The following is a 22539-nucleotide window of genomic DNA, read 5'->3' as shown; positions in this document are numbered from 1 at the left end:
CTAAGAGTAAACATGCTGTCAAGTAGAAGCGCAAGTGATTATATGGGTGTTCAGATAGCATTGGAATGCTCTCTGATATTGGATGCTTTTGACATGGATGAAATGATTGACATATACATAAGCTGATAATATACTTAGGTAACCTAATTAATTGATTAACTATTAAATTGGTCATCTATTAAATCGGTAGGCTATTAAATACAAGTCCTATCTAATAGACAGGCGATGATTATTTTATGGAACATGATGTTCCGAAGAAGGAGGGTGATGTGATGACTGGCATAGATCCGGTAGCCCAGAAGCTTTTATATTCCATTATGCAGTTTAACAAAGGCAAATGGAGACAACATAAACCACATGGGCGCAATCACAACGAAATTATGGTACTCGCTTGTTTGCTTCATGGTGCACATCCAGGGGAGCGTATGGATTGGCGGGATAATCCGCCTGATTTCGAGAGCCATCTAAACCAGGAGCATCCGGGTTTAAAAGTGTCCGAAATTAGCGCATTAATGCGTGTGAAATCACCAACGATTACGCCCGTGATTCGTGGCCTGGAGGATGAAGGGCTGGTTGAGCGGACGATGGACCCCGAGGATCGGCGGGCGGTGCGGATTACAATTACAGATGCAGGCCGAGCAATTATTCGTGCAGCCCATGAAGAACGAATGGCTACCTTCAACAGACTGGTTGAACATTTGGGCGAAGGGGATAGTTTGCAACTGGCGGAACTGCTCAGCAAGGTGTATACCTTCTTTGATGCACAGGTTTCTGGTCACGATGAAGGACATGAAAACGACAATAAAGCACCTGATACAGAAACACCCGAACAAGGAGATGATACGCCATGATGAAGTTATTTCGCATGTTAAAGCCCTATCGTATTCCGATTATTTTTATTTTGGCGCTCATCTTTCTGCAAACGATGGCGGAGCTGTACCTGCCAACGTTAATGGCTGATATCGTCAACCTGGGTATCGTCAAAGGTGATGTACCTTATATCTGGAAAATTGGCGGTTTCATGCTGCTGATTGCCATTGGCGGAACCACATGTTCCATTATCGCGAGTTATCTATCTTCGCGCACAGCGGGCGGATTTGCCAAACAGCTACGCAGCCGAGTGTTCCGGCATGTTGAGAATTTCTCGCTGCAGGAATTCGACAAGCTTGGCACAGCTTCACTGATTACGCGTACAACCAATGATATTACACAGGTACAGAACGTATTAACGATGATGCTGCGCATGATGATTATGGCTCCGATGATGTGTATCGGGGGGATTTTCATGGCCGTTTCTCAGGACGCGAAGCTATCCACCATCTTCCTCGTTGTTCTGCCTGTACTTGCAGGAGCAATCGCCTTAATCGGTTCCAAAGGATTTCCGTTATTCAAGCAAATCCAGAAAAAGCTGGACCGGCTTAATCTGGTTCTGCGTGAACAGCTGACAGGTATCCGGGTTGTTCGTTCTTTTAACCGTGGCGAGCATGAGCGTGTTCGTTTCAATGGGGCAAATACGGAATTAAGAGATGCGTCGATTAAGGTCAATGTCCTGATGGCGACAGTTATGCCGGTGATGATGCTGGTCATGAACTTTTCGATGATTGCAATTCTGTACTTTGGTGGTCTGCGTATTGATGGCGGTCATATGAACATTGGTTCCCTGATTGCCTTTGTACAATATGCGATGCAGATTATGTTCTCGCTGATTATGGTATCCATGATTTTTGTCATGATTCCAAGAGCATCAGCTTCCGCAGAACGGATTAACGAAGTGCTGGATATGCAACCTGATCTGTCTGATCCTGCACAGCCTCGCACAATGAAATCGATGCAAGGAACGATTGAGTTCGACCGTGTCACTTTCCGTTATCCGGGTGCAGAAAATGCTGCGTTGTCCGATATCTCGTTTACGGCTCGTTCCGGTGAAACGACAGCGATTATCGGCGGTACGGGCTCGGGTAAAACCACATTGCTGAGCCTCATTCCGCGTTTCTATGATGTGACCGAAGGTACTGTGCGTGTGAATGGAACCGATGTGCGGGAGCTTAAACAAGAAGAACTTCGATCCAAAATCGGGTTTGTCCCGCAAAAAGCTGTTCTTTTTACCGGTACGGTTGCAGATAACATTCGGCAAGGTAAGGATGATGCGAGTATGGATGAAGTGATTCATGCGGCACGTACGGCCCAAGCCGAAAACTTCATCTCCGAGATGAAGGAAGGGTATGACAGCCTGATTGCACAAGGCGGGAATAATGTGTCAGGTGGACAGAAACAACGTTTGTCCATTGCACGCGCACTCGTTCGCCGTCCTGAAATTTATATTTTCGATGACAGTTTCTCGGCCCTTGATTTTAAAACGGATGCCAAACTTCGTGCTGCGCTCAAATCGGAAACGACGGAAGCGGCTGTGCTGATCGTAGCTCAGCGGGTAAGCACGGTTATGGATGCAGACCGTATTCTCGTTATGGATGAGGGTGAAATTGTCGGTTCGGGAACACATAGAGAGCTGCTGGAGAACAATGAAGTGTACCGCGAGATTGTATCCTCCCAGCTGACTGAGGAGGAGATCGCATGAGTGAACGTACAGCACCACGCAAAACACCGAGCAACCCAGGCGGACCAGGACATCCTGGCGGCGGAATGGGCATGCGGGCTCCTGCCGAGAAAGCGAAGGATTTCAAAGGCACACTGCGCCGCCTGGTTCAGTATCTTCGGCCACACAGCTCTCGTCTGATCTTTGTTTTGATCGCTGCCATTTTAAGTACCGTGTTTGGCATTATTAGTCCGAAGATTATGGCAGAGGGTACAGATATTCTTGCTCATGGAGCCATTGCGATTATGCAGGGTGTGCAGGGAGCCGGGATTGATTTCCCAGCCCTGATGCGAGTATTGTACCTGTTGCTTGGACTTTATCTGCTCAGTGCTGCTTTTGCGTATGTACAGCAATATCTGATGGCGGGTGTAGCTCAGCGGGTCGTCTATGATATGCGCGAGCAGATCAGTGCCAAGGTTGGACGTTTGCCACTGAAATATTTCGATTCCCGTACACATGGTGAGACGCTTAGCCGTGCAACCAACGACGTGGACAATATCAGTAACACGCTGCAACAAAGTTTGGCCCAGTTTATTACGTCCGTGGTGACGATTGTGGGTGTCATCATTATGATGCTGACGATCAGTCCATGGATGACGCTGATTACAATTTTGACTTTACCGCTTAGTGTCGTGGTCGTTATGCTGGTGGCTTCCCGTTCGCAGAAACATTTTGCGGGACAGCAGAAATCGCTCGGTGAACTGAATGGTCATGTAGAAGAAATGTATACCGGACACAAGGTGGTCAAAGCCTTTGGACGTGAGGAACAATCTGTACAGCAATTCGAGAAAGTGAATGAAGAACTGTATGCATCGGGTTGGAAAGCTCAGTTTATTTCGGGGATTATTATGCCCTTGATGAACTTTGTCGGGAACCTGGGATATGTACTGATCTGTGTGGTCGGCGGGATTTTTGTTACACGGGGTTCGATCTCCATCGGGGATATTCTGGCCTTTACGCAATATTCGCGGCAATTCACACAGCCGATTAACCAGATTGCCAACATCTCCAACATTATTCAGTCAACGATTGCTTCGGCAGAGCGTGTGTTTGAACTGCTGGACGAGGAAGAGGAAGTTCCTGAGTCGAAACAACCTGCAACGTTGCGTTACCCGACAGGGGCTGTAGCTTTTGAGGCAGTGGATTTTGGCTATAAAGAAGATGAACTGCTCATTCGCAATATGAATATTAATGTGGCACCAGGTCAGACTGTAGCTATTGTTGGACCGACAGGTGCCGGGAAAACAACACTGATTAACTTGCTTATGCGGTTCTATGAACTCCAGAGTGGCCGGATTACCATTGATGGCATTAACATTAAAGACATGTCCCGTGGTAATCTGCGCGGTCTGTTCGGTATGGTGCTTCAGGATACGTGGCTGTTTAACGGTACAATCCGGGATAATATTGCGTATGGACGGGAAGGCGCAACGGAAGAGGAAGTGGTCAAAGCCGCTGTAGCTGCACATGCTGATCATTTCATTCGCACACTCCCGGACGGTTACGATACGATTTTGAATGAAGAGGCGTCCAATATATCTCAAGGTCAGAAACAACTGCTGACGATTGCGAGAGCGATTCTGGCGAACCCGTCCATCCTGATTCTGGATGAAGCAACCAGTAGCGTTGACACACGGACCGAGGTCTTTATCCAGAAAGCGATGAATGAGCTGATGCAAGACCGTACAAGTTTTGTTATCGCTCACCGTTTGTCTACCATTCGTGGTGCCGATCTCATTCTGGTCATGGATCACGGTAATGTGATTGAGCAGGGCAATCATGAGGAACTGATGGCGAAACAGGGCTTCTATGCTGACTTGTACAACAGTCAGTTTACGGAGCAACAGCCGCAGGCGATTTAACGGACTGGACTAGATATCTATCAGAGCTGTCAGACCCGTCAGGAACATCTAGAACCATAGTTTATTGGAAAAATAGAACCTCACCACGGTGCTCTTCGCACCTCTGGTGTAACATAAATCCAAACAAACGGGACGTCGCGGTCATTGCACTGCTTCGTCCCGTTTGTGTTATCACTGCTATGCCACAACGTTTTCCTGCGGATAGATGTTGTGCCTTGCCCCGCCCAGCCATGTTCGCTTGCAGATATGCAATGTATGGAAGACAATTTAACGTACTATTTAAGCCTTGGTCTCCACAGGAAACCCTTCTTACCTTCACTGGTGCTCTGATGGTCCTGTTTGATTTCCTCTTCCTCTTTCGTATCAGCATGCTGCTTTGTTTCATGTTCAGCTATATCCTGCAAGTTTTCCTCAAGGTGATGGCTGGTAGCTTCCTCCAGTGATGCCGTTGCCGGTTCACCAGGCAGGCCTTCGCGCTGTTCAATCATACGTTTAACCACTTCATAACAGTCGTCGATATGTTTGTTGCCCACATACCGCATGGCAGTGAAGCTGAGAGCTGCGGCGAGACCTTGCCCCGCAAACGGAACAAACTTGGCGACCGATTTAGTCGCTACTCGTACACCTACCCGTTTGAGCACCTGAACGACCAGTTCCTTCGTGACCATGCGGCCGATAATTTTACTCCCGATCGACATCACAAATCCGTAAATCATGGACTTGGTTTCAGGGTCCATGCCGTCAAGCTGTTTTTGCGATAAACCGAATTTATTGTTAATGGCAGGCAGCAGCTGCATCAGCATGCCCACATCAGCGATGACATCTGTACCGGGAAGAGGTACGAGTGTGGAGCCAGCAGAAGCGGTTGCTCTTTTGCGAACCATCGTACGGCATTCCTTGCGAACTTGCTCTAATTGCTCCATTGTAGCTGGAATCATAGGGAATTCCTCCATTCGTGTATAGTGTACATATAACCGTTTTGAAGCGAATTGAATGGGTTGCTCCCGCTAAGTTGTTGCTTATATCTCATAGGTTGCGGAGGAACCTTTTTTCTCATGCATAGATCCGGTTACAGCAGGTAATGGCTATAAGACCGGAGATGCGAAACCATGTTAATAAATGATGGTAATCATGTGGCTTCAGACAGAACAGAAGCTTTATTTTTATAGAATAATAACATACATCTCACGTTGCCAAAAATGAATGAAAGTAGCTTGTCCTGTACAGCTATCTGGTATTACGCATGAAAAACAAAAACGATGCATATTCCGTCTGTCGCTTCTTCATATGAAGTTTAACCTTCACAACCACGGTTCGTATGTCAGGAGCATGCGCTGAGCCATGGTTTTGTTTATCACTTCAACCTTTTTGGGTAAAGGGAAACAAGCATTTGAATGGAGGAAAGCAGCATGGAATGGAATAAAGCCTTGTTAATACATCATCTTCATGCAGGGAAAGCCAATCGGGAGAATACATTAGGTCTGGTCACAGGCGTACTTGCTCCAGCCATTCATGAATTGGTCGTGGTTCGGACGGATGAACCGGGTGAAGGAGAGAAGCTGTGCTGGGAGCGCGGAGAAGAGTTCGATGTGGTGTTTATTCTAGGCGGCGATGGTACGGTGCATGAGTGTGTAAACGGGCTGGCATCCTTGCAAAATCCTCCACAGATCGGCGTACTTCCAGGCGGTACATGTAATGATTTTGCAAGATCACTTGGGATTTCCCCGGATGCGGAGACAGCAGCACAAGAGATGCTGTCAGGTCGAGTTATCTCGGTGGATGTCGGACGAGCAGATGATCGGGTGTTTACGAACTTTTTCGGAATAGGGCTCATCAGTGAAGCCTCACAGAACATTAACGAGAATTTAAAAGGGGCGCTCGGCAAACTCAGTTATTTCATCAGCACACTCCAGACGATAACTCGTTCCGAGCCATTTCAGTATGAGCTTGAGATCGATGGAGAGCGGACAACAGGCGAAGCGGTAATGATCTATGCGGCGAATGGACGTTTTCTGGGCACGAATGCGTTACCGTTTGCTCCGGATGCGTTACAAGATGGCAAGCTGGATGTGCTTATTATTCATGAGACAGGCATTCCACTTCTGCGTGAGGTGCTTTCACATAAGCCAGAGGGAGAATGGCAACCCCGGAATGAGAGTATTTCCTACTTCAAGGCGTCTACGTTGAAAATAAAAACAGATGTACCGATGTCGGCCGATACGGATGGCGAATTGTACATGGAGACACCCGCCGAGCTGTCGGTGCTGGCGGGTCATCTGCATTTTCTGACCGGGGGAGAGGAATAACCTCCCCGGTTTTTGTATTTTTTGCATGAACTCTATCATTTGTCTATTTTCAGATGTTTCTCCCGGAATTCATGCTCAAGAATGCTCATCAGAATGGCATCATGATACTGATGATTGTAGTACAACATGTCCCGCTTCACGCCTTCACGCTGGAAGCCGAGCTTCTCATACGTATGAATGGCGCGTTCGTTAAACGCAAAGACATCCAGTTCGATCCGATGCAGATTGGCAATGCCGAAGCCGTAGTCCAGCATAAGTAGCAAGGCTTCACTACCATATCCCTTGCCTTGGTTAGCTGGCTGATCAATGGCGATGCGAATATGTGCACTGCGATTTTTGGCATGCATGTCCATCAGGGCGACATCGCCGATGATTTCGTCTGTGTTTTGTAATGCAATAAGTAGGTTCAGGCGTGAGTCGTCTTGAGCTAAACTCTCTACATACTTTTCAACCTGAGAACGGATAAAGCTCGCTTGAGTTCCTGTTTGTTTACGCATTTCGGGCTCAAACAGGCTTGGATAATAAGCATCCACATCCGATATATCGAATGGGCGCAGGTAAATGCGTTCAGTCTGCATGAGTTTGGCGGTACGATTTGTAGATGTAGGGTGTAACATAGGTTTGTTTCCTCCTGATCTTGTTCAAGTAAACTTGTGGAGCGCGAGACCTGTGAGGCATCTAACGATTTGTTTCGCCTGAATATGATTTGTAAGTCTTCGCTTCTGACATGATTATATCCCAATACTGTATACTTCCAAATATACAGTTTTGATAAAATGAAAAGGACAGATGGAGTGAGGCAGTTATGATGCAATTACCTAAACTTGATGAGCACGAAAGTGTACCCGTCTATATTCAGCTTTCGGATCATATCAAACGGGAGATTTTCCGCGGGGAATTGGTGGAACACAGCTGCCTTCCTTCTGTACGAAAATGGGCAGAACTGCTGGGCATAAGCACAACACCAGTGGAAGCGGCCTACCAGCAGCTTATTGCGGAAGGGTACGTGTATAGCCAGCCGCGCAGAGGTTACCGCGTTCGAGCCGTGATTGAAGGTTATCACGATATGTTACTGGGGAAGTCCGATATACATACGGCAGAAAATGAAAAAGGGGTTAACTATGCCCGTACAAATAACAAACAGGGTCAGGCAGGTTCTACAGTAGTATCACCAGATTTACTGAGCTTGCGTCCGGTGACGAATGTTACCTATGATTTTCACATGTCGCATAATGATTTTAGCCTGTTTCCTTATATGAAATGGCAGCAGTACGCGAACCGGGTTTGGCGTGAAGAATCAAAAGGTTTATTATTTTACGGAAACCCGCAGGGTGAGTGGGGATTGCGCGACGAGATTGCGGCCTATCTAGGACAATTTAGAGGAGTTCGCTGTACGCCTGAGCAGATTGTGATAGGTGCAGAGCAACATCTGCTCATGTCCTTGCTTACACAGACGATGCTTCGCAAAGGTGGGGTTAGATCAATTGCCGTGGAGAACCCCGGGTATCGCCTGTTACCTGGAACCTTTCGGAATTATGGATATGAGATTATCCCAATCTCACTGGACAGCGAAGGCATAAATCTGGATGAACTGTATCAAGCAGATGTGTCACTGGCTGGTGTATCCCCGTCGCATCAGTTTCCCATGGGCATGCCGATGCCGATCAGCCGCAGACTCGCCTTGCTGGACTGGGCGGAACGTTCCGGGGCCTATCTGATTGAGGATGATTATGACGGCGAATTCAGATATTCCGGTCGTCCTATTTCTTCGATGCAGGGACTGCGGGAGAACGCACCTGTTATCTACATGGGAGGATTCTCTCAGGTGCTTGCCCCTGCTTTTTGCGTGCATTACATGGTCCTCCCAAAGGAACTCGTTCCTCATTTTGGCGAGGTTTATCGAACGGTTCTGTTCGAACAGTCAGCTTCACGTCTGCATCAGCGGACATTGGAGTTATTCATGCGGGAGGGAGAGCTGGGTAAACATATTCGTAAAATGCGCAATCTGTATAAACGCAAACATGACCTGACTGTGCAGGCCATTCAGCAGCATTTCGGCGATCAACCGGGAATGGAGATTAAGGGCGAACACGCCGGATTCCATCTGGTCTTAAGGCTGATTAACCCGAATCCAGCCGACAATATGGTGGCTAAGGCGTTAGAGATGGGTATACGTGTGGCCTCGGCGGAGTATCTGTGGGCAGACGGAAGTGCTCCTGCTGACGGCAAAAGAGAGTTTATCATCGGATTTGCCGGCATTGAAGCAGAGAACATCGAGCCAGGCATCGCCGCGCTAGCGCGTGTATGGGAGACTATCTGTTGATTTAAGTCAAGGTTACTCTAGCCAAATTCGGCCGATTTAACGATCATTGAAACCTTACTAAATGTTCTCCAGATGCGCATATGGAATAGTAGAGGGGAAGTTGTGTTTACACGTCTACTCATCCTATGGATGTTTAACTGCTCCGTTCAAAAAGAGTCCGACGAGTTCCTCGGCCAGTTCGGCAATCGTATCGTGCATACGGCGTACATCTTCACGGTTGGCTAACATCAACAGGGACGTGAAGGCCTGAGCAAGCAATAAGGGGTTGGCTTCTCTCAAATACCCGTTGTCCATCTCACGCTGGAAATGTGTAGCGAGAACTTCGAAGATACGATGTTCTGCATCCCGAATCTGAGCAAACTGGTCGGCATTCAGATACGTTTCGGCTTCACGCATCATCGTTTCCGTATCCACATGAGATTGTTGCATCTTGGCAGCCGCCACGTTGACCAGCCGTTCGTACAACGTGCCGGGTTCTTCAAGCCGCAGTGTGGTCTGCTGCATGCCCATAGCCATCATACGGGTAATGGCTATGGTGAACAGTTCCGGTTTGCTCGAAAAATGATAATAGATCGACGCTTTGGTCACCTGACATAACGAAGCGATCTGCTGAAGGGAAACGGCTTCATAGCCGTATTCCATAAACAGCCGTGAGGCCGTCATTAGGATGTTATTGTAGGCGGAAGCTTGATCTGTACCTGCTTTGGGTCTGCCTGGAGCACGCGCCGGGCGTGCTTCTTTTCTTGGTTTTTTGTTCATCATACTCGACCTCATTTACGGATAAAATAACGTATTGTGACTTTTCAAAAAATTAGGGATTGCATAATTAACCTTCCGGTATATATAATTAACTCGATTATATTATGACCCATGGTTCATTTCCATACCATGACATTAATTTAAAAGCTGTTTTTGATAAAAAGATTTCTCGTATGAGTTGAACTATTTACTTTGCACAGCTACTTTCCAGGTTATTCTGTCATTGAAGTGTCTGTGCAAACCATCTTTCTGTTCAACTTATATGGATTAAAACAAAACTAGGGAGATGAATAGACCATGCAGGAAGGTTCAGGTTATGGCCGCTTCGTAGCGGGCAAACGAAGTAAATGGGTGACACTGCTCGTATGGATTATCATTGCGGTTGTACTTGGTCTGGTGTGGCCCGCAGTAAATCAGCGTGAGACCAACAACGCACAAGATTTAAGTGATTCGAAACCATCTGTACAGGCCGCTGCTTTGGCGAAAAAGGAATTCCCTGGCGGCGAGGGCGTACCCGCGCTGATTGTCTGGCGTAACTCTGCCGGACTCACAGAGGATCAGATCCAGCAGATTCAGGCGTTAACCGAGCGATTGGATCAAGACCCGGTGGAGCAGCAACAGTCGGTTGTACCACTCTATCAGCTGCCACCGCAGGCGATTAAAGGTCAGCTTTCGGAAGACGGAAGCACCATCGTCATGCCGCTGTTTTTCAACAAAGATGCCGATTCAGAGCAACTGAAGGCAGGTGTCGAAGGGTTAGAGGAGAAAACAAAAGCCATCTTCGGCATGAATCCATTTGATACGGCTATAGATACTGAAGGCAAGTTAATTGCACGCGTAACCGGACCAGTGGGCATATCGATTGATGCAAGCGGATTGTTCTCATCCGCCGATGTGTCTCTGCTCATCGCAACTGTCGTGCTTGTACTCGTGTTGCTCTTGCTGATCTACCGTTCACCGGTGCTAGCGATCATTCCGATTATTGCCGTAGGTTTCGCCTATATGGTCACCAGTCCGATTCTCGGATTTATGGCGGATCAGGGCTGGATTACAGTTGACGCCCAGTCGATCTCCATCATGACTGTATTACTCTTCGGAGCAGGTACGGACTACTGTCTGTTCATGATCTCCAGATACCGTCAAATTCTCTATCATGAGCCGGATAAAAAGAAAGCGATCTTCCAAGCCATCACCGGTTCATCTGGCGCGATTGCGATGAGTGGATTTACGGTTGTCGCAGCTCTACTTGTATTGCTGTTAGCTGAATACGGTGCATATCATCGTTTTGCCGTACCTTTCAGTTTATCCATCTTTATTATGTTTATTGCAAGTCTGACGCTCGTTCCGGCGCTGCTGGCCATCTTCGGACGAGGATCATTCTATCCATTCGTTCCACGTACTCACGAGATGGAAGTGGAGCGGGCGAAGAAAAAAGGCAAACCGGCTCCGGCTCCGCGTAAAGTCCGTGAAAGCTGGATCGGACGCATCGTAACGACTAAACCTTGGACGGTTCTGGCGATTACGGTAGTGCTGCTCGGTGGACTGGCTACTTTTTCAACCCAAGTGAAATTTACGTACGACTTGTTATCTTCCTTCCCGGAAAATGTACCTTCGCGTGAAGGCTTCAAGGTTATTGGGGAGCAATTTTCGCAAGGAGAGCTCGCTCCAGTTAAAGTGATCGTGGATGCCGGAGGTAAAGAGACAGATCTGAAAACACGTCTCGAATCACTGGATTATATCAGCAAGGTGGGCCACCCGCAGCAAGGCGCGGAGAATGCCAACATTACGGCGTATAACGTAGAGTTCAACCTTAATCCATACTCGATTGAAGCGATGCAGCATATTCCTGACTTGCGAGCTACGGCCGAAGCGGCATTGAAAGATGCCGGAGTTACCAATGTGGATCAACAAGTGTGGATTGATGGGCAGACTGCTGAACAATATGATATCGAAGTCGCTGGAGAGCGGGATGCGAAGATTATTATTCCGGTCGTGATCGGTATGATTACGCTGCTATTGCTACTTTATCTGCGCTCTGTTGTTGCGACAGCATACTTGATTGTAACGGTGGTCCTGTCGTATTTCTCTGCACTTGGTCTGGGTTGGATTATCATTCACTATGGTCTGGGAGCAGAAGCGATTCAGGGAGCAATTCCGCTCTACTCCTTTGTCTTCCTCGTAGCACTCGGCGAGGATTATAACATCTTCATGATCTCAAGCATCTGGCAGAAACGCAAAATAATGCCGCTTCGCCAGGCGATTAGAGAAGGTGTAGGCGAGACGGGTTCGGTCATTACCTCTGCAGGTCTGATTCTGGCGGGTACGTTCGCGGTTCTGGCAACCTTGCCGATTCAGGTGCTGGTGCAGTTCGGGATTATTACCGCGGTAGGTGTTATGCTCGATACGTTCCTGGTTCGTCCGTTCATGGTACCAGCGATTACAGCGTTGCTGGGCAAATGGGCTTTCTGGCCAGGCAAGTATACGGAGATTGCCGAGAAGCAAGAGAAGAAACCAACCCGATCCCTGTAATTCAGGAGGAGGGGCAGATGGACGGCGGGGCTTGATGCCCGTGGTCCATCTTTCTTTTTACCAGAGGCGAGAGCCTTGGGTTTGTATGTCTGAGATGGAATGGATAAGCTGGTAAAAATGCGCAGGGAATGCTATAGATACGGGATTCTTTGGGTGTGGAAGGTTTACTCGGCTTAGGGTTATGGGACATAATAGAAGAAGCGTCGGCCTTGGGCAGACGGACAAGTTCACATCAATGGGGAACCAGAGGAAGGATGAAAGCAAGCATGACGAACAAACTGAATGTGTATTTCAATCATGACGGCGGCGTGGATGATCTCGTATCGCTGTTTATGCTTCTGCAAATGGACAATGTAAACGTAACCGGTGTATCGGTTATTCCGGCAGACGGATATTTGGAGCCGGCAACCGATGCGAGCCGTAAAATTATCGATCGTTTCGGGACGTATTCTATTGAAGTGGCTAAATCCAATTCCAGAGGCAAAAACCCGTTTCCAGCTGCATGGAGACTGCACTCATTCTATGTAGATGCACTGCCTGTGCTGAATGAATCCGGCAAAATGGAAGCGCCGCTCTCCGCTATTCCTGCGCATCAGCATCTGATTGAGAAAGTACGCAATACCGAAGGCAAAACGCTGTTGTTGTTCACAGGCCCGCTGACGGACCTCGCGCGTGCGCTGGACGAAGCACCGGACATCGAAGAGAAAATCGACAAGCTGGTATGGATGGGCGGTACATTTGAACGCGGAAACGTAGAAGAGCCGGAGCATGACGGTACGGCGGAATGGAACGTATTCTGGGACCCGGAAGCAGCTTATCGCGTATGGCAGAGCGGCATCCAGATTGATCTGGTCGCACTCGAAAGCACAAACAAAGTACCTCTTACACCCGCAGTCCGTAACCGCTGGGCAGCAGAACGCCGCTTCGAAGGTGTGGATTTCCTGGGGAACTGTTATGCAGGATGTCCGCCACTGGTGTACAGTGAGACCAACTCCACGTATTATCTGTGGGATGTGCTGACTACGGCTTCCGTAGGCCGCGAGGACATCGTGAAGAAAAAAACCGTGAATTGCATCGTCATCCCAGATGGCCCGAGCCAAGGCCGCACGGTGGAGCAGGCGGACGGACGTCCGGTGCAACTGGTGTATGATACAGATCCGGAAGCATTTTTCACATACATGACTGATTTGGGGAAAAAAGCTGCTCCGCAGCGTTACTAATGATCGGCAGCCGTAGGGCTGACCTTCATGTAAGATAAAAAGACCTTTCTACGATACGCATCAAAGATACGAATCGGTAGAAAGGTAAGAGCTAAAGAAAGCCGCAGGCTGTGTTCCGATGATCGGGGAGAACCCCGATGATGTGGATTACTGCCATGCGGCTTTTTGGTATGGAGCAAGCGGGCACCGAACTAGATCTTAAAGCGGCTGATTAGGCCATTCAGCTCGCTGGATAAAACACGCAGTGACTCTGCGGAAGCACTGATCTCACCCATGGATTGTAGCTGCGTTTCGGCAGCCTGCGATACCTTCTGGATGCTGGATGAGGATTCTCGCGAGATGTGTTCCATGTTTTCAATGGATGCCGACACTTCCTCTGAGCTTGCTGACAGCTGTTCAGAAGCTGCGGACACTTCATGCAGGCGCTCGTTGATCGTTTCAATGCCGCCATGAATGGAGGAGAACGATTGACCTGCCTCTTGCACAACAGTCAGACCGGATTGTACCGCCGTAGTGCTTGCCGACATATGTTCTGCTAGCAAAGAGGTCTGACGTGTCATCTCGGCAATTAACTCGGCTACATGTTGTGAAGATTGCTCGGATTCTCCTGCAAGCTTGCGGACCTCAGAAGCAACAACGGCGAAACCATTACCGTGTTCACCTGCACGAGCAGCTTCAATACTGGCATTGAGTGCGAGCAGATTCGTCTGTGAAGCAATATTTTTCATCAAGTGGGCGACCGATTCAATCTGGTTGGAGTAATCCGTAAGCTGGGTCGTCGATGCGGCCATCTGTACGTTGGCCTGATGAATCCCGTCCATGCTGCGGATGGCTGTATCCAGCTTCGCCTGTCCTTGAATGGCTTCGTTTGTTGTCTGCTGTGATACGTCGGCAACTCTGGAAGAAGAATGAGCAATATGCTGCATGCTACGTGTGATTTCTTCCATGGCTACCGTGACTTCTCCAGCGCGTACCACCTGTTCGGAAGCCCCCTGTGCAGTATGATTCGTGTGCTCTGCAATCCGCTGACTGGCCTCGGCCGTTGCCTGGGAATGCCGGGATACACCTTCTGCGGCGTGAAGCAAGGAATCCGAGCTTTGGCGAATGCCCGTCATGACTTGCCGGGTATCCGTGACCAGGTGTTTGAACTCGGAAGCGAGCTGGCCAATTTCGTCCTTGCGTCCAAGCTCCACATTGACGGTGAGGTCCCCTTTTCCCACTTCGGTAATGAGCTGTTTCAGCTTCACCAGTGGCCTTGTCAGATAACGTGCGAAAATATACACCAGCAATACACTGAGCAATACAATCGCCAGTGCTGTCCAAACCATCGTGATGCGGTTGCTCGACATGAGTGCATAGACAGCGGTAGAGTCCAGATCTGCGCCTACAATACCTAACATCTTGCCATCTGATCCATGAATCGGTACATAAGCGGTAATCGTAGCCCCGTAATCTTCATCCCGAGTAAGCTCTCCGCGAACCGATGTGTCTTGTGCAAAGGCTTGAAGCATGCCATCGTACAGTGTTTCCTCTTTTGTACCGTATGGGGAAAAATCATCCTCGGCTACATCCGGCGCGGCCCCGTCTACCACGTAATAATACGCAGCCTTTCCACTTTCCTCGCGTGTGCCAAGTGTGTACAAATATTTGAGTCCGTTGGCTTCACGCAACTGGCTAAGTTGTGCGCGCAGCGTATCGTAATACGCCGTTTTGTCCTGCCCCGTGCTGAGTGGAGCATACAGTGTCGTATCGATCAAAGCGGCTGCCCGTTCAGCTACAGCCTGTGCCTGCATCCCCATGGATTGTTCAACCAATTGAGCAGATGCCCGATACATCGTGATGCCTAAAATGGCCCCAGCAGCCAGCATCAAACAGGAAAAAAACAAAAAAATTCGCATAAACAAACTATTCATCGTTCCAATTGCTCCCCCTTGTGAGCGTATATGTTATGTATGCATTTCTACTTCAATTTATCGGCATATGATTGGGAAAGGATTAGGGGAGGGGGCGGAAGTTGACGCTGGTATGTTATGTCGCCGTGTCCTGCTGCGTTCAGTTGTGGGGTCTAACAATCCTGAGAAGCGCTAATTGCTCCTTTTTTGAACAGTTGAAAATGTAACGATTCCTGAAAGACCTTATTTTGCTCAAAAGGATTTTTTTTGAGCTTAAGCACTCCTTTTTCAGAAGATAAGGTTTCTGGAGATCGTTACATTTAATTTTGCTAAGCTACATTGTTCCGCCGCCTTGGCGAATGGATGGCGGGATCTTCTCAGGCCCCTGATTGATGTAACGATGGATAAACGTACCTACCTTGGCATCATCAAACTTGTCCAGCTTCATTGTTTTGGTCCAGGCGGTCACAACGACCTCGCTACCGTCAGGAATATCTTTGTTGGGTACGGCAAGAATGCCTGACCCGGCTTGGCGAAATTTTGCGAGATATTGGAGATGTTCCTTCAGTTCATCACTGGCATTTTCACGATAATAGATGATGATGTCTCCATGCTCCATGTTGTGAACCAGATAAGGATACCCGGGAAAGTCGGTATAAAAGCCAAATTGGATATCATGTGGATTATGTGGCCCCGAGGTTGGTATTTTCATTTCATACTGGATCGGCTCCTCGGTGTGGGTAGCTCCATAATATTTGTCTTCCGTCACATCGATGGTTGCATTGTTCGGGAGGTCGGCTACATCGTATGTCTTTCCGGCACCTTGAAGGAAAAATACGCCGAAGGCTACGATGGATACAGCGATCAAGGCATGTGCTGTGAGCCGGAGCGAGCGGCTTTTCTTCTGAATAGCTGCTCGCTCATTCTTTTTCATGTGGCTAAGAATTTTGCCGCGCGTACGTGATGCCCAGATATAGGCGGCAATCGAGAGTAGCAGCAGGGCGGCTCCAACAATCAGCCATAGATATGAGGTCCCCGTTTGTTGTTCCATTTGCATATGATCCATGTGGGTCATGTCCATTCGAATTCCTCCGCTTTCGTCAACAAATAATGAATAGTTACACTACGTATTGTAGTGTTGAAGGTGAAGCAACATAAAGAAAACATACAGACAAGCTAATAAACATTAAAAACCAAGCAAGAAACAAAGAAAAAACAGTAGAGCAAGCAGCAATCGATGCAAGGCTATAAGTAAGCAAATATAATTAAGCAAATATAAGTAAGTAAACTTCTTTTCTTACTCAAGACCACATAAACGATTTGCTTTACTTTAAAGTCTGCTATATCTACCTCAATAGAGCAAAGTTACTTCAACTAAATGCTGGCTCATATAAGTAAATACAAACATATTTTTCACACTACACATTATAGTGTATGGAATATGATCCGCGCAATGTTGCCTTTCGCAAATGAAAAAGACTCCCCCCACAATCGGGGGAAGTCTCCATTTCAGCAATCTTGAGTAGAAGAAACGAATTTACAAGCGTCCAAACGGCGAGAATAACGGGCTAAGTAAGCCAGCTATAGTCGAAAATAACAAACGATACATTAAGTAAAACAATACAGCATTCACAATCAACACGCTGTACGTGCTGTCAATGGCAGCTTTGGTCCGATTGAGCGGATGCTGGAACAGCACCGTATTCATCGCAACAAACACCATAATATACGACAGCACCAGTAGGGAGATCGCGAACGAGTAGGAGATCACAATCATCAAGTTAGCGAGCAGAAGCGTAGCGATTGCAGGGACCAGCAAGGTTCCGAACTGGGCAACCAGAATTTTGGGACGGAACGTAATCCGTTCCAGCTTAAGTACACCATAGATGAGCGCAACAGCAGCAACCAGAATAATAGCTGAAAACAGGAGCGGGCGCAAAAATCCGCTAACAAATATGCCTTCCGCACCGAGGCGGCCAAATGTGATCAGAACATATGTAGAGGTTAATACAGCAAACAATGCCATCGTTAGCCACCCATTCAGAGCATGCTGTTCACCGACGGTTTTCATCGATTGATACGGACGAGCCAGTACGCTGAGGAAATAGGTCAGGTATTGTTTGCTTACTTCTTTGGCTTGCTGTACTTTTTCATTCTGAACGAAGTTGTTCCACTGATTTCCTGCGCTACCTTGGTTAGTATCGTGATCAGGAGCTTCATGATTACTAGAATGTACCGTTGCTGTTTCTTTTACAAGCGATGGTACAGGTGAAGCCGAAGAAGAGCGTGTAGGATCTGGTTGATGAGAAGCAGATTCCTTGTTGCTGGACCAATGCGTGTATTCCGAGTCAGCGGAAGCTGAATCTGTGCGTGTTACGGAATCCACAGGATCAGAAGAAGCATGGGTTCCCGTCAGGTTAGAGCCGCACTTCTCGCAAAACTGGGCATCTCCATTTTCATGATTACATACTTGGCATTTCATGTTCATAAGCCTCCAATTTCTTAAATTATGGAACAAGTTAACATTGTGTCTCATTTTAACGTTCTATGACGAACTTTGTCTATGGATCGCAGAATTAAATACCCAAAATAAACCTAATGAAACAGGCGTAATAACCTGCCATATTTTCATATTGACATAAAGATGGGGCGGAATTATGATGTCATTATCGAAATTGATAATCATTATCAATTAAAGGCTGGGGAGTCAAGAGCGATATTTTATGTCTGCTCGACGTTCCTGTATCGGTAAAGGATTGTTTGAAGGGTTTGTTGCCTAATTACTGCGTTCATAGGGGAGTGTTCGTGTTGAGAATGAGAAAAAGTGTGACTTTGCCAGCTGTCGTGATGGTGACTTCGGTGCTGCTTGCAGCGTGTGGCAATGATGGGGCGGCTTTGAACAAGGCATCTGAGAAGACAGCTGTAACGAGTGAAGCTCAAACAGCATCTCAGGATACAAGCAAGGGAGGCCAAGAGGCAACAGTTGCAGATTGCTCTGTTGCGGTAGAGGGGTATCGTACATTTGCCGTAGAGCAGATTGATGCGTTTGTGAAGGAAACCGAGAAGTTTACGGATGCGGTGAAGGCTGGAGACTTGGAAAAGGCCAAGTTGCTCTATGCCCCGGCACGTATGTATTATGAACGGATTGAACCGGTAGCGGAGGCGCTAGGTGATCTGGACCCTAACATTGATGCACGTGATGGTGACGTTGAAGCTGCAGACTGGCGTGGTTTTCACCGGATTGAGAAAGCATTATGGGCAGACAAAACAACCGACGGCATGAGCGAATATGCAGACACACTGCTCAGTGATGCGAAGCTGCTACGGGCTAAAGTGGAAACGATGGATATCGATGCAAGTCTGATGGTCACGGGTGCGGTCGAACTACTGAACGAGGTATCTTCCAGCAAGGTGACCGGGGAAGAGGAACGGTATTCGCATACGGATCTGTATGATTTTGCGGCGAATGTAGAAGGAGCACGCGAGATTTACAACTTGCTGAAGGATGATCTGGCATCCAAGGACAAAGAGTTGAACCAACAGATTGCGGATCGATTCGATGCGCTGGAGAAAGAACTGGCTCCGTTCAAGGAAGGTGACGGGTACGTTTCTTACAAGAAGTTGAAGGATGAGGATGTGCGCAAGCTAAGCCAGAATCTCGATGCGCTCGCGGAGCCGCTGTCCAATATGGGACAGGTACTGGGAGTGTAGAACGATGACGGAGAACAAGCAGGATTCGCTGAAAAAGCCGTTGTCACGGCGTGAAATGCTGAAGCTGACCGGCGTAGCCGGGCTTGGTCTGCTTATTGGCGGGGGCGGCGCAGGCGGACTGATGGCGCTGGGCCGCAAAGGCTCTTCTGTCGCCGCTGTAGAACCTGCGGCGGCTGATAAGGGATTGCCTTTCTATGGCAAGCATCAGGCAGGCATTATTACGCCCGCGCAGGATTTTATCTGCTTTGCGGCGTTTGACGTTACCGCAGGCAGCGTGGAAGAGCTTCGCCGTCTGTTCCGGGACTGGACGGCAGCCTCGGCTGCCATGGCTTCCGGACAGATGATCGGCGAGCACAACACCACGCTGAATACGCCCCCCACCGATACGGGGGAGGCGGCAGGCCTGACACCGTCACGTACCACGTTGACGTTTGGTGTGGGGCCGTCTTTGTTTGACGGGCGCTTCGGCTTGAAGGGACCGAAGCCGCGGGGACTGCGTGACCTGCCGGCATTTGCCGGGGATGTACTGGACCCGAAGTGGTGTGGTGGCGACCTGTGCGTGCAAGTCTGCGCAGACGATATGCAGGTCGCCTTCCATGCGATCCGCAACCTCGCGCGTATTGCGCGAGGGCATGCGGTGCTGCGCTGGACCCAGGAGGGCTTCCAGCGCACAGGCCGAGCCGACCCCGCGGGTGGAACACCGCGCAATCTGCTCGGCTTCAAAGACGGCACCGGCAATCCGGATACTACGGATGCCGTGCTTATGGACCAGACCGTCTGGGCGCAGCCGAGTGACGGTCCGGGGTGGATGGCCGGCGGCAGCTACATGGCCGTCCGCCGGGTGCGCATGCGTGTGGAGGTCTGGGACCGCTCCACCTTGAAGGATCAGGAGGCGACGTTTGGTCGCCACCGTGATAGCGGCGCGCCGATTGGCAGCCGTGGAGAATTCGACCCGGTGGATCTGCAGGCGAGATCCACCGATGGACAGCCCTTAATCCCGGCAACATCGCATCTGCGGCTCGCCAAGGGAGACGGGAGTCAACTGATCTTGCGCCGCTCGTACTCGTATTCGAGCGGCCTCGATGCCAAAACAGGCCAGCTCGACGCAGGCTTGCTGTTTATTAGCTACCAGCGGGATCTGGACAAGCAGTTTATCCCGATCCAGACACGGCTGGCGAAGAGTGACAAGCTGAATGAATATACGGTGCATGTGGGTAGTGCCGTCTTTGCCTGTTTTCCCGGATGCAAACAGGGTGGATATATCGGGGAGACATTGTTCTAATGCTGATGAGTTTACATCGAAATCCACATCCAAATGTTCACGGATTAAGGGGTAAAACGATATGAGATTGCTACGCATCACATTACTATTACGCATTACATTATCTTTACTCGTTGGCCTCATCTATTCTTTTTCATGGATGGGAGGGGGCCTGTTCAAACATGTTGATTATGTTTTTGGTGGACGCGGCCTTGCCTTTGAGGAGACTACTGCTTATGCTTCTGGAAAAGCTTCATATGCGTCAGCTGCAGCTGCGTCCGCTGTACCACAGAAAAGCGCGAAAACGGATCAGTTGCATGCTCTGCTTCCTCCGGTAGGAAGCGCGCTGGTGGAAGCAGGCCAGGGCAAGCTGGAAGATGCCATTCGGGATGTATCCGATTTTCAGGTGTTATGGCAACAAGCCGGACAACTGAAACCGGAGCAAAATACAGAGCAGATCGCAGGTTTAACTACTACCGTTAACGATGCACTCACCAAGGTTCAAGATGTGTTGAAGGGTAGCGATGCCGACGCAGCCAAAAGTGCACTGGCAGACCTTGCAAGAGCAGTCAATGCATACGTAGAAGCCTTCCAAAGTGGAGAAGGTGGCAGTGACGCAGGCCGGAAGGCGGCAACACGTTTACTTCCGGATTCCCGAAGTAGTCTTGTCGCAATGCAAAACGGAGACTGGCCACTGGCAGAGCGCACGTATAAACGAATCGTTACTGCCTGGAAAGGTACGGAAGCACCGATTCGCAAGGACCATTTTGGCGTATACAGCCAGCTTGAGAAACAGATGAGCCTGATTCGGATTGCCATGCAAGCTGAACCGCGCAAGGAAACACAGGCCATCCAGCAAATGAACGAAATGGTGACGCTTCTGACGGATTACAGTATGGGGACACTCAAGGATGGGGAACTGGATAAAGAAGCAGTCAACGCTGGTTCTGCATCGCTGTCTGATCTGCTGCAATTGCTGGAACAGGTGCAACAGCAGATTCAGGCCGGGGATAGCACCGGAGCGGCTACAGGCATGGAACAGTTTATTGTTGCTTGGCCTTCCGTCGAAGGACAGGTGCAGATCTCTTCGCCTGCATCGTATACCGCAATCGAGAATGAGATGACGGAAGCATCCGGCTACCTGGTCTCCAGTCCGCCGAATACATCGAAAGCAACAGTAGTGGTATCCCGAATGATAGAGCGGTTGGAACCTTTAACGGAAACAACGTCTTATACTGCATGGGATGCAGCCTTAATTCTTCTTCGTGAAGGACTGGAGGCGATTCTGGTACTGGCTGCTTTGCTGGCCTATGCCAAGAAGAGCGGGCAAGTTGCTGCGCGGCGATGGATTTGGGCTGGGGCGGGTAGCGGTTTGCTCTTGAGTGTAGGGCTGGCTGTGGTGCTAACACTGCTGCTGGCTGCGGCGTCTTCAGGCAGTACACGCGAGATGATTGAAGGGTATACGGGTCTTGCGGCAGTGGTTCTGATGTTGACCGTTGGACAATGGATGCATTACAAATCAAACGCCCGCTCATGGAACAGTTATGTAGAACGCCAGGTTGGAGGAGCCCTTGCACGCGGAAGTTTATGGTCTTTGTTTGCTGTCGCTGGTCTTGCCATATTAAGAGAAGGTGCGGAAACCACTATTTTTTACATCGGCATGGCTCCTTCCATTCAGCTATCCCAGTTGTTCATGGGGGTGGGCATAGCCTTGGTGATCCTGGTTATTCTGGCCATAGCGATTATTCAGTTCAGCGTGCGCCTACCGGTGCGCTGGTTTTTCCTCACGGCTACGCTATTGATCTATTATCTGGTCTTTCGTTTTCTGGGCGAGAGTATTCATGCCCTGCAGGTATCGGCCACGCTTCCTGCACATGTGGCACATGAGTTGCCTGCCCTAAGCTGGCTTGGCATGTATCCTACATGGGAGACCTTCGTGCCGCAAATGGTGGTATTGGTCTATCTGGTCTTTAGTCTGGTTCGCACCGAGAAACGCTCAGCGAGAAGCACTTCGAGTACATCTATTTAATCTATAAACTAAATTTAAATCAGATATATGGTGTCGGGTGCATTGTTTTTCACA

16 protein-coding genes are annotated in these 22539 nt (G+C 48.9%); 10 read left to right on the top strand and 6 right to left on the bottom strand.

Going from position 1 to position 22539, the window contains the following annotated elements; all coding sequences use genetic code 11:
* Positions 1 to 272: 272 nt before the first annotated feature.
* The 3 genes from MKY23_RS26540 to MKY23_RS26530 are packed head-to-tail and all read left to right on the top strand — an operon-like array spanning position 273 to position 4455.
* Positions 273 to 851, top strand: coding sequence for a MarR family transcriptional regulator (locus MKY23_RS26540; RefSeq protein WP_186812325.1), 579 nt, complete (start codon positions 273 to 275; stop codon positions 849 to 851).
* Positions 848 to 2575 carry an ABC transporter ATP-binding protein gene (locus MKY23_RS26535; protein ID WP_339833457.1) on the top strand — a complete coding sequence of 576 codons (1728 nt, stop codon included), beginning with the start codon at positions 848 to 850 and terminating at the stop codon, positions 2573 to 2575. Before MKY23_RS26540 ends, MKY23_RS26535 begins: the two co-directional genes overlap by 4 nt.
* Complete coding sequence (locus tag MKY23_RS26530) at positions 2572 to 4455, top strand: ABC transporter ATP-binding protein (RefSeq protein ID WP_339833454.1); 1884 nt, start codon at positions 2572 to 2574, stop codon at positions 4453 to 4455. Before MKY23_RS26535 ends, MKY23_RS26530 begins: the two co-directional genes overlap by 4 nt.
* A gap of 275 nt (positions 4456 to 4730) precedes the next feature.
* Here MKY23_RS26530 and MKY23_RS26525 read toward each other — a convergent pair whose 3' ends face one another.
* On the bottom strand, positions 4731 to 5393 hold the full coding sequence (locus tag MKY23_RS26525) for a hypothetical protein (RefSeq protein WP_336121697.1): 663 nt from the start codon (positions 5391 to 5393) through the stop codon (positions 4731 to 4733).
* A gap of 471 nt (positions 5394 to 5864) precedes the next feature.
* Between MKY23_RS26525 and MKY23_RS26520 the strand changes: the two genes are divergently transcribed.
* A complete protein-coding gene (locus tag MKY23_RS26520; RefSeq protein ID WP_336121698.1) occupies positions 5865 to 6761 on the top strand; it encodes a YegS/Rv2252/BmrU family lipid kinase in 897 nt (298 codons plus the stop codon).
* A gap of 35 nt (positions 6762 to 6796) precedes the next feature.
* Here MKY23_RS26520 and MKY23_RS26515 read toward each other — a convergent pair whose 3' ends face one another.
* The gene (locus MKY23_RS26515) at positions 6797 to 7378 is read right to left on the bottom strand and encodes a GNAT family protein (RefSeq protein ID WP_336121699.1); all 582 of its coding nucleotides are present in this window, start codon (positions 7376 to 7378) and stop codon (positions 6797 to 6799) included.
* 188 nt (positions 7379 to 7566) lie between these two features.
* Here MKY23_RS26515 and MKY23_RS26510 point away from each other — a divergent pair, with 188 nt between their 5' ends.
* Complete coding sequence (locus MKY23_RS26510; protein ID WP_339833445.1) at positions 7567 to 9084, top strand: PLP-dependent aminotransferase family protein; 1518 nt, start codon at positions 7567 to 7569, stop codon at positions 9082 to 9084.
* 123 nt (positions 9085 to 9207) lie between these two features.
* Here MKY23_RS26510 and MKY23_RS26505 read toward each other — a convergent pair whose 3' ends face one another.
* The gene (locus tag MKY23_RS26505; RefSeq protein WP_339833442.1) at positions 9208 to 9846 is read right to left on the bottom strand and encodes a TetR/AcrR family transcriptional regulator; all 639 of its coding nucleotides are present in this window, start codon (positions 9844 to 9846) and stop codon (positions 9208 to 9210) included.
* A 294-nt stretch (positions 9847 to 10140) separates the two neighbouring features.
* Between MKY23_RS26505 and MKY23_RS26500 the strand changes: the two genes are divergently transcribed.
* Both MKY23_RS26500 and MKY23_RS26495 read left to right on the top strand, forming a co-directional pair.
* On the top strand, positions 10141 to 12372 hold the full coding sequence (locus MKY23_RS26500; RefSeq protein ID WP_339833439.1) for an MMPL family transporter: 2232 nt from the start codon (positions 10141 to 10143) through the stop codon (positions 12370 to 12372).
* A gap of 266 nt (positions 12373 to 12638) precedes the next feature.
* On the top strand, positions 12639 to 13592 hold the full coding sequence (locus tag MKY23_RS26495) for a nucleoside hydrolase (RefSeq protein WP_090924098.1): 954 nt from the start codon (positions 12639 to 12641) through the stop codon (positions 13590 to 13592).
* A 191-nt stretch (positions 13593 to 13783) separates the two neighbouring features.
* Here MKY23_RS26495 and MKY23_RS26490 read toward each other — a convergent pair whose 3' ends face one another.
* From MKY23_RS26490 to MKY23_RS26480, 3 genes are all read right to left on the bottom strand, one after another.
* Positions 13784 to 15505: a methyl-accepting chemotaxis protein gene (locus MKY23_RS26490; RefSeq protein WP_253499444.1), complete on the bottom strand. Its 1722-nt coding sequence runs from the start codon at positions 15503 to 15505 to the stop codon at positions 13784 to 13786.
* 313 nt (positions 15506 to 15818) lie between these two features.
* Positions 15819 to 16565, bottom strand: coding sequence for a DUF3105 domain-containing protein (locus tag MKY23_RS26485; protein ID WP_339833430.1), 747 nt, complete (start codon positions 16563 to 16565; stop codon positions 15819 to 15821).
* 456 nt (positions 16566 to 17021) lie between these two features.
* On the bottom strand, positions 17022 to 17966 hold the full coding sequence (locus MKY23_RS26480) for a hypothetical protein (RefSeq protein WP_339833427.1): 945 nt from the start codon (positions 17964 to 17966) through the stop codon (positions 17022 to 17024).
* Between the two features lie 332 nt (positions 17967 to 18298).
* Here MKY23_RS26480 and efeO point away from each other — a divergent pair, with 332 nt between their 5' ends.
* From efeO to MKY23_RS26465, 3 genes are all read left to right on the top strand, one after another.
* On the top strand, positions 18299 to 19195 hold the full coding sequence (efeO, locus tag MKY23_RS26475; protein WP_339839731.1) for an iron uptake system protein EfeO: 897 nt from the start codon (positions 18299 to 18301) through the stop codon (positions 19193 to 19195).
* A gap of 4 nt (positions 19196 to 19199) precedes the next feature.
* Positions 19200 to 20477, top strand: coding sequence for an iron uptake transporter deferrochelatase/peroxidase subunit (gene efeB / locus MKY23_RS26470; RefSeq protein ID WP_339833424.1), 1278 nt, complete (start codon positions 19200 to 19202; stop codon positions 20475 to 20477).
* A gap of 61 nt (positions 20478 to 20538) precedes the next feature.
* The gene (locus tag MKY23_RS26465; RefSeq protein ID WP_339833421.1) at positions 20539 to 22485 is read left to right on the top strand and encodes an FTR1 family protein; all 1947 of its coding nucleotides are present in this window, start codon (positions 20539 to 20541) and stop codon (positions 22483 to 22485) included.
* The last annotated feature ends 54 nt before the right edge of the window (positions 22486 to 22539 follow it).

Origin of the sequence: Paenibacillus sp. FSL R7-0272 (assembly GCF_037969905.1) — a bacterium.
GTDB lineage: Bacteria > Bacillota > Bacilli > Paenibacillales > Paenibacillaceae > Paenibacillus > Paenibacillus polysaccharolyticus.
The sequence above is the reverse complement of the archived record's forward strand: the minus strand, read 5'-3'. Positions and strand labels throughout refer to the sequence as shown.